Raw genomic sequence first — 7,742 nt, 5'->3', positions numbered from 1 at the left:
CCCCAGAGGCCCCCAAGGCAGCGGCCAGCGACGGAAATCCGTAACGTTTATAGAGGGTTGGGAGCCCACCCGGCTTGCAAGGAGGAGGTGTTCTGTTATGTATTCGGGACTCGACAACGGGCCAGAGAGCCCTGTCACCAAGGGGTCACGGGGTTTGCGGGAGCGTCCGATGCTCAAGTCTGATCTGATCAACATCCTCGTTGCCAAACGAGGCGTGACCCAGAAGCAGGCGGAGGCGACCATTGAGACGATCTTCGAGTCGATGAAGGACGCCCTCTGCCGCGGGGAGAACATCGAGATTCGCGGGCTTGGCGCCTTCCACGTGAAGAACTACCAGGGCTACCAGGGCCGCAACCCGAAGACGGGCCAGGTCATCCCGGTGAAGCCCAAGCGCGGCCTGCTCTTCCGCACGGGCAAGGAGCTGCGCGACCGGGTCAACCGCCCCGCGCCGCTGCAGGCCCAGTCGGACCTGCCGCCCTCCTCCGAGTTCAAGGGCAGCAGCGGCACCGGTACCCTCTAGGCCTCACCGCCCCACGGCGACCGGCGACAGCCGGCCGATGGGGCGAATCTGCAGGTCCCCGTCGAGCTCGCCGTAGGTGAGCACCGCCACGTCCGGGAACGGGCCCTCGCACAGCTTGCGCAGCGGACGGCGGATGTCCGGGGCCGCGAGCACCACCGCCCGGCCCCCGTTGGCGATGACCCGCACCCCCTCCAGAATCTCCATGATGCGCTCCGGCTCCGGCGCGAGCCCCCGGGGACCGCTGGCGCGCAGCACCTCCTCCACCTCAGGGTCCACGAGGTACGCGTAAAGCGGGCCGGTGGGCGCGAACTGGTGGCTCAGGTAGCGGTGCAGGGCCTGACGGCAGCGCTCGGCCAGGGCCGTGGCGTCGCCTTCGGTGGTGGGCGCCACGAGCGCCTCCAGGATGGCGCGCAGGTCGCGGATGCTCACCTGCTCCTGCACGAGCCGCCGCAGCACGTCCACCAGCAGCGGCAGTGGCACCTTCTGCAACGCCTCCTTCACCAGCACGGGCGACTGGGCCTCCAGCCCCTCCAGCAGGCCCTGCACCTCCTGGAGTCCCAGCAGCGCGGCGGCGCGCAGGCGCAGCACGGCCCGCAGGTGGTCCGCGATGAGCTCCGAGGGCTTGCGCACCGGCACCTGGGCCAGCTCCAGCCGGGAGCGGGCCCCCTCCCCCACGCGGCTGATGGGCCGCCCGCTGGCGGGCTCCACCGACGCTTCCGCCTGGACCTCCAGGAAGGCCAGCTCGCTGGGAGGAACGAGCGCGTACAGGGCGCCGGGCTGCACCACGCCGCCACCGGCGGGCACTTCGTCCAGGAGGATGCGGTACTCGCCCGGGCCCAGATAGGCGGCGTGGGTCCGCACCCGGATGCCGGGGATGCGCACGCCCAGCTCGAAGAACAGCTCGTCGCGCACGGCGTTCAGCACGGTGTGCACGAAGGCGCCTCCGTCCGCCTCCGCGAGCGGCGTCAGCTGCGTGGACAGGTCCAGCGTGAGCGGCGTCACCCCGACCGGTGCCTTCGCGCTCTCCGGCGGCTTGCCCGCGGCTCCAGCGGGCACCGCGGCCTCCGAGGAGGCGCCATCCTTCGACGGTGACTTCTCCGGCGCCTGCCCCTTGCGCCGCAGCGCATACCCGAGCCCGCCGAGGCCCGCCGCCAGCGCGAGGAAGGTCAGGTGCGGCATGCCCGGCATCAAGGCCAGCGCGACGCACAGGCCCGCGACGGTGAGCAGCGTGCGGAAGTCGCCGAAGAACTGGGAGCCGATCTCCGTCCCGAGCGAGTCCTCTTCCTTCTCCGACGCCACCCGCGTGACGACGAGGCCCGCGGCCACCGCGATGCACAGTGAGGGCACCTGGGACACGAGCCCGTCGCCGATGGCGATGAGGGCGAAGGTGGCGGCGGCCTCGGAGAAGGACTGGCCGTTCTGCAACACGCCGATGAGGGTGCCGCCCAGCAGGTTCACCGCGACGATGACGAGGCCCGCGACGACGTCCCCCTTCACGAACTTCATCGCGCCGTCCATGGCGCCGAACATCTGGGACTCACGCTCCAGGTCGCGCCGCCTGCGCCGGGCCTGGGTCTGGTCGATGGCGCCCGCGCGCAGGTCCGCGTCGATGGACATCTGCTTGCCGGGCATGGCGTCCAGCGTGAAGCGGGCGGACACCTCCGCCACCCGCTCGGCGCCCTTGGTCACCACCAGCAACTGCACCAGCGTGAGGATGGCGAACACCACCGCGCCCACCACGTAGTCGCCTCGCACCACGAACTCGCCGAAGGCCTGGATGACCTCGCCCGCGTGGCCCTCGGAGAGCGCCAGCCGCGTGGACGACACGTTGAGCGACAGCCGGAACAGCGTGGTGAAGAGCAGCAACGTGGGGAACGACGTCACCCGCAGCGCGTCCTTCGCGTTCAGCGCGGCGACCAGCAGCGCCACCGCCGCGGCCAGGTTCACCGCGAGCCCCATGTCGAGGAGCCACGCAGGCAGCGGGATGATGAGCGCCCCCAGCACCGCCGCCATCGCCACCGCGAGCACGACGTCCGAGGACTGACGGGCCTTCAGCAAGACCTTCAGGAATGGGGGCATCACGTCTGTCTCCGTGGACGGTCGTCCGGCTCGCGAAGCTCCATCGCGGTCCGCAACACGACGGCCGCCGCCTGGTACAGCTCCTCGGGGATGGACTCCCCGACGTCGAAGTGGATGAGGCTGCGGGCCAGAGGCACGTCCCGGACCACGGGGATGCCCTGCCGGCGCGCCTCCTCCTTGAGCGCGAGCGCGTCCTGTTCGCGGCCCTTGGCCACGAGGTAGGGCGCGTCGCATTCGCCCGCGTCGTAGCGGAGCGCGACCGCGATGTGCGTGGGGTTGACGATCACGGCGGTGGCCTTTTGCACTCCACGTGCCGGACCACCCTGCGCCAGTTGGCGATGCAGGGCGCGCCGTTGTCCCTTGTGACGCGGGTCGCCCTCGCTCTCCTTGTGCTCCCGTTTAACCTCTTCGCGGGTCATCATCAGTTCGCGCCGGTGACTGCGACGGGCGAGCGCGTAGTCCACGGCACCGCACCCCAGCACCACCCACGCCAGTCGCGTCACCAGCGCCGCCAGCCGGCCGAGCAGGAACTCCATTCCCCGGGTTCCATCGAGCCACGCGGTCCGCAGGGCATCGGGGCCGACCGCCTCCACCTCGTTCCAGACGATGAGGCCCAGCAGCGCCGCCACGAGCAGCGCCTTGCCCAGTTCGACCAGCGGCCGGACGCTGAAGAGGCGCTTGAGGCCCGCTGCTGGGTTGATGCGCTCGAGCTTCGGCGCGGCATGGCGAGCGTCCAGTTCGAAGCCCACGGTGGCCACGGAGACCGCCAGCGAGGCCACGAGCGCACCACCCAAGGCAGGGCCGCACAATCGCGCGGCGACCCAGGCCCCCTCCTCCCATGCGCCAGCGGCGGCCTGTTCCAGCATCAACCGCGCGGTCCAGTCCCGCAGCCGGGCAAAGCCGTCTGGCGCGAACGCGATGAAGCCCAGCAGCCCGCCCAGCGTCGTCGCGCTGGAGGTCAACATCCGGCTGCGCGGAAGCTGGCCCTTGCGCCGGGCCTCTCGCATCCGTTTCGCGGTGGGCTGCTCCGTCTTCTCGCCGCTCATCGGGAGACCTCGCCCAGCAGCACCAGCGCTCCCTCCGTCGAGGCCACGCCCGCGAGCAGCCGCTCACACAGCAGGCCCACGCCCAGCCACAGCAGCGCGCCGCCTCCAAGGATGCGCAGCGGAGCCCCCAACTCCTGGAGGTTCACCTGGGCCGCGGCCCTCGATGCCATGCCCAGGAAGCAGTCCACCGCGAGCGATGCAGCCGCCACCGGGGCGCCCACCGCGAGTCCCGTGGCCATGGCGCCGCCCACCATCACCACCACGTGCAGGGCCGAGGCCTCCGTGGGTACGAAGGCCCCCAGTTGAACCACTCCGAAGCCGCGCAGCAGGGCGGAGAGCACCACGGGGAACAGCGCGCCCGACACCACCCTCGCCACCAGCAGGTGGTACAGCGCGTCTCCCGTGGCCGACTCACGGCTGCCCGCCTGCGGCAGACTCGCCTCCGCGGAGGTTCCGCGGAACAGGTCGATGAACCGGCCGCCCATCCTCGCCGCGTCGAAGGGCAGCGCGGCCACGAGCCCCACGGAGACACCGTAGGCCAGCTCACGCACCACGAGCGCCGCCATCACCACCGGCGTCTCCACCGTGCCGCGGAACTCCACGCCCGCCTCGACGTGAAGGAAGAGCGAGAGCGCGAGCACCAGGCCCAGCCGGACCGTCGTCGGCGCGGCCTGGCCCCCCAGCAAGGGACAGAGGAACGCGATGGGCACGAGCCTCGCCGCGCACAGCGCCACCGCGACCACGTGCGGTGCCAGGGCGAGGAGCTGTTCGCCCAACGCTTCTGGGTTCACAGCGCCACGTCCGCGATGAGCATGAGGAGTTGCTGGGTGAAGCGCGTGAGCTGTCCGGCGATCCACGGCCCCGCGAGCACCAGGGACAGCACCGCCGCGCACAGCTTGGGCACCACCGACAGCGTGCTCTCCTGCAACTGGGTCGTTGCCTGGAAGAGGCTCATCAGGAAGCCCACCAGCAGGCTCGCGCCAATGGGCGGCAGCGAGGCGAGCACCATCAACAGCAGGGCCTCACGCCCCAGGGTGAGCAGGACGTCCTGACTCATGGTGTCACCGGTAGCCGAGGATGAGTCCCCGCGCGAGCAGGGCCCAGCCATCCACGGCGACGAAGAGGAGGATCTTGAAGGGCAGGCTCACCTGGCCCGGCGACAACGTCTGCATGCCCAACGCGAGCAGCACATTGGCGATGACCATGTCGAGCACCAGGAAGGGAAGGAAGACGATGAAGCCAATCTGGAAGGCCTCCTTCAGCTCGGTGATGACGAAGGCCGGGATGACGACGAACAGGTCCGTCTCCTGCACCTGCTCGGATTCCTCCGGAGGACGCAGCTCGCGGGCCAGGTCCACGAAGCGGGCCCGCTCCTCCGGACCTCCGTGCTTCATGAGGAACGCGCGCAGGGGCTCCGTCACCTGCTTCGCGGCGGAGAGGACCTGCGCTCCGGAATGCACCTCGTCGTACGCCGCCTGTCCCGCGTCGTACATGCGCTCCATCACCGGCGCCATGATGTGCCCCGTCAGCACCACCGCGAGCCCCGTGAGCACCAGCGTCGGCGGTGCCTGCTGCGTGCCCATCGCCGAGCGGGCCAGGGAGAGCACCACGGCGATTTTCGAGAAGCTCGTCAGCATCAGCACCGCGAACGGCAGCAGCGACAAGAGCGCGAGCATCCCCATCATCGCCAGCGGACTGCCGGCATAGGAGGCCTGCGCCAGGGACTGCTCCGCGGCGAACGCGCTCGCCGGCAGGAACACGCCGCATCCCAATCCGAGGGCCTTCATTCCCCACCCCGCTTCCGGAGCGCTCCGCACGCCGTCTTCGTCTGTCGCGCGCGCGGGAAGAGCACCGTCGGCTCCAGCTCCAGGTCGAACCTGGGTTTCACCGTCGGCCTGGGCGTGCCTCCGGGCAGGACCGCCATGGCGCGGGTCTCATGGATCTCCGCGAAGGTGTCGCCGTAGGCCACGAGGTAGCGCCGTCCATCCGCCTCCACGAGCGCGAGGCCACAGCGCTGTGAAAGCCCCGTCCGAGAGACGATGCTCAGGGGCTCCGGAGCGGCCGCATCGGCACTCCCGGCCATGCCTCCCTTGCGGAGCACCACCCAGCCCAGCCCGGCCAGCGCCATCGCGCCGAACAACAGGCGCGAGGTACCTACCAACGACAGTCCCCCCAGGGGCGCGAGCGTCGCCAGCCCCATGAGCAGGGCTAACGCGAACAGCAGCCTGCCGCGTGGCGAGAACGAGGACAGCAGCGTGTTCACGGGTGCGCTCACGGCAGCAACGCCAGGATGCGGGCGCCCACTTCGCCTTCGATCTCCACCAACTCCGCACGCGCGACCACGCGGTCGCCCACGCGCAGCAGCACCGGGCTGCTCGCGTTCACGTGCAGGGGCAGCAACGTGCCCGGCTTCAGCGCCGCCAGCTCCGCCAGGGGCAACATCAACCGCGTCAGCTCGATCTCCACATCCACCGGGAGCGGCGGCATCGCCTCGCTCCGCTTGTTCGTCGCCACCATGTCCGACTCCTGTTGGGCCGCGCGCGAGTGCACGCTCCCTGTCGAAAAACCTTCCGCGAGAAACTCCCCCCGGAGCGCGAAGCCCCGGGTGATCAGCTGTCCCTGTCCCTCCACCCGGCCGCCCCGGAGACGCACGCCATCGAAGAGCACGACGTCTCCCGCGGACAGCGAATCCACCGCCGAGGCCTGCAATGGACTGCGCCCCATGAGGCAGCGCGCGGGGACCGACGCCGCCAGCACCTGGGGCGCCACCGCACCTCCTGGCTCCATGGGCAGCTCCTGGAACGCGGTCTGCACGGCACGGGCGGGCAGGAGCACCCGGCCGCCCACCGTCGCTCCCTCCACCGTTGCCGTCAGCAACACCGCCACATAGGGCTGTCTCGGGTCGACTCGCGTCAGCACGTCACCGCGCCGCATCGACACCGCGGACAAACGAGGTCCCAGCCTTCGCACCCATTCGCCTTGCCCGCGCATCGCGGCCAGGGCGGACAGCAGCAGGTACACCAGCGTGGACTCTTCCAATCGGGTCAGCTCCGCCACGGGAGCCGACCGCAGTCCCGTCCCCGCCAGCCTCGCCAGCGCCGCGAAGACCAGGGGCACCTCCAGCTCCACGATGGCGGTGCCCCCCACCGCCGACAGCTCCACCAGCGCGAACACCATTCCCATCGCCAGCTCGCGCTCCGGCTGGACCGCCGCCGGCACCAGGTGCCCCTCCACGTGGACCGCCGCGCCCAGGTCCCGCGACAGTGCCGCGCCCACGTCGCGCAGGAGCTCCGCGCCCCAACGTCCCACCTGGGGCCGCTGCCCCAGCACCAGGTGGGCTCGCGTCAACCGCCGCGCTCCCGGGCGGAACGGACGCGTGGGCTTCTTCGCGACGCTGGGGGACCTGACTGGATTCGTTTGCATCCGGAGCTCCGGGACGGCGATGGGACACACGTCCCCTGTGCACGGCCATGGCCAGGGGGCCGGCTCGTGGAATCAGGGTGTTGGCAGGAGCGGAGGTCCGTCTTCGGGATGGCCCTCCACGCCCGAGGACGCTCAGCGCAGGGCTTCGCGGATGCGTCGCTCCGCCAGGGCGGTCAGGGCTGGTGCGGCATCCGCTCGCGATTCGGTCCCTTCCCACTGGGGAAACCGGCTTCGGTGGTACGGCGGAAGGCCTCGAAAGGCTTCCTGGCGGAGGGCTTCGGGAGCTGTCTCCAGGAAGAGGGCCAGCCGGTTCGAGCCGTCCGCCCGCTCGCCGAACTCCACCGCCACCTTGGCCTGGCGCTGGGCGGAGGGCATGGCGGCGAAGCGCTCCAGGTGGCGCAGCGCCCTGCCCGCTTCGGCGTCCACCAGTCCCCCCAGCAGCTCCGCGGCGCGCTCCCGCGCCAGGACGCAGACGACCAGCGCGATGCGTTCCAGGGGCAGGGACAACGCGGGCAGCGTGACCTCCGCCACCGGGACCCGCGGTGCTTCCTTCCTCGCGGACAGGAGCTTCCGGGCCTTGCGTAGCACCCGTCCCACGCGTGTGACGTCCATGGCGTGCTCAGGCCAGCTTGCGCGTGGAGCCCGGGGTCACCACCGGCCGCGCGGGCGTGGGC

Annotated in this window: 9 protein-coding genes; 1 reads left to right on the top strand and 8 read right to left on the bottom strand. The window is 71.0% G+C overall.

Annotation, left to right across the window (positions count from 1 at the left end):
* Nucleotides 1–169 precede the first annotated feature (169 nt).
* Complete coding sequence (locus tag D7Y21_RS38995; protein ID WP_043321998.1) at nt 170–520, top strand: HU family DNA-binding protein; 351 nt, start codon at nt 170–172, stop codon at nt 518–520.
* A gap of 3 nt (nt 521–523) precedes the next feature.
* Here D7Y21_RS38995 and D7Y21_RS38990 read toward each other — a convergent pair whose 3' ends face one another.
* The 8 genes from D7Y21_RS38990 to D7Y21_RS38955 form a co-directional block, all read right to left on the bottom strand.
* A complete protein-coding gene (locus D7Y21_RS38990; RefSeq protein ID WP_121718418.1) occupies nt 524–2,599 on the bottom strand; it encodes a flagellar biosynthesis protein FlhA in 2,076 nt (691 codons plus the stop codon).
* Nucleotides 2,599–3,645, bottom strand: a complete 1,047-nt coding sequence (locus D7Y21_RS38985; RefSeq protein WP_121718417.1) for an EscU/YscU/HrcU family type III secretion system export apparatus switch protein — start codon at nt 3,643–3,645, stop codon at nt 2,599–2,601. The genes D7Y21_RS38990 and D7Y21_RS38985 overlap by 1 nt, the downstream gene beginning before the upstream one ends.
* Nucleotides 3,642–4,436, bottom strand: a complete 795-nt coding sequence (locus D7Y21_RS38980) for an EscT/YscT/HrcT family type III secretion system export apparatus protein (RefSeq protein WP_121718416.1) — start codon at nt 4,434–4,436, stop codon at nt 3,642–3,644. The genes D7Y21_RS38985 and D7Y21_RS38980 overlap by 4 nt, the downstream gene beginning before the upstream one ends.
* Nucleotides 4,433–4,702, bottom strand: a complete 270-nt coding sequence (locus D7Y21_RS38975) for a flagellar biosynthetic protein FliQ (RefSeq protein ID WP_120566771.1) — start codon at nt 4,700–4,702, stop codon at nt 4,433–4,435. The genes D7Y21_RS38980 and D7Y21_RS38975 overlap by 4 nt, the downstream gene beginning before the upstream one ends.
* Nucleotides 4,703–4,706: 4 nt before the next feature.
* A complete protein-coding gene (gene sctR / locus D7Y21_RS38970; RefSeq protein WP_120566770.1) occupies nt 4,707–5,432 on the bottom strand; it encodes a type III secretion system export apparatus subunit SctR in 726 nt (241 codons plus the stop codon).
* The gene (locus D7Y21_RS38965) at nt 5,429–5,920 is read right to left on the bottom strand and encodes a flagellar biosynthetic protein FliO (protein ID WP_121718415.1); all 492 of its coding nucleotides are present in this window, start codon (nt 5,918–5,920) and stop codon (nt 5,429–5,431) included. Before D7Y21_RS38965 ends, sctR begins: the two co-directional genes overlap by 4 nt.
* Entirely contained in the window at nt 5,917–7,068 is a 1,152-nt protein-coding gene (gene sctQ, locus D7Y21_RS38960) for a type III secretion system cytoplasmic ring protein SctQ (RefSeq protein ID WP_233612464.1), read from the bottom strand. Before sctQ ends, D7Y21_RS38965 begins: the two co-directional genes overlap by 4 nt.
* A gap of 132 nt (nt 7,069–7,200) precedes the next feature.
* A complete protein-coding gene (locus tag D7Y21_RS38955; protein ID WP_121718414.1) occupies nt 7,201–7,680 on the bottom strand; it encodes a hypothetical protein in 480 nt (159 codons plus the stop codon).
* Nucleotides 7,681–7,742 lie beyond the last annotated feature (62 nt).

The organism is Corallococcus sp. AB045, assembly GCF_003668895.1.
GTDB lineage: Bacteria > Myxococcota > Myxococcia > Myxococcales > Myxococcaceae > Corallococcus > Corallococcus coralloides.
This window is presented reverse-complemented; position numbering and strand designations above follow the sequence as displayed.

What these genes read in the sequence shown, in the direction of transcription:
- D7Y21_RS38995 (WP_043321998.1), top strand. Translation starts at nt 170, where the DNA reads ATGCTCAAGTCTGATCTGATCAACATCCTCGTTGCCAAACGAGGCGTG.
- D7Y21_RS38990 (WP_121718418.1), bottom strand. Translation starts at nt 2,599, where the DNA reads ATGCCCCCATTCCTGAAGGTCTTGCTGAAGGCCCGTCAGTCCTCGGAC.
- D7Y21_RS38985 (WP_121718417.1), bottom strand. Translation starts at nt 3,645, where the DNA reads ATGAGCGGCGAGAAGACGGAGCAGCCCACCGCGAAACGGATGCGAGAG.
- D7Y21_RS38975 (WP_120566771.1), bottom strand. Translation starts at nt 4,702, where the DNA reads ATGAGTCAGGACGTCCTGCTCACCCTGGGGCGTGAGGCCCTGCTGTTG.
- sctR (WP_120566770.1), bottom strand. Translation starts at nt 5,432, where the DNA reads ATGAAGGCCCTCGGATTGGGATGCGGCGTGTTCCTGCCGGCGAGCGCG.
- sctQ (WP_233612464.1), bottom strand. Translation starts at nt 7,068, where the DNA reads ATGCAAACGAATCCAGTCAGGTCCCCCAGCGTCGCGAAGAAGCCCACG.
- D7Y21_RS38955 (WP_121718414.1), bottom strand. Translation starts at nt 7,680, where the DNA reads ATGGACGTCACACGCGTGGGACGGGTGCTACGCAAGGCCCGGAAGCTC.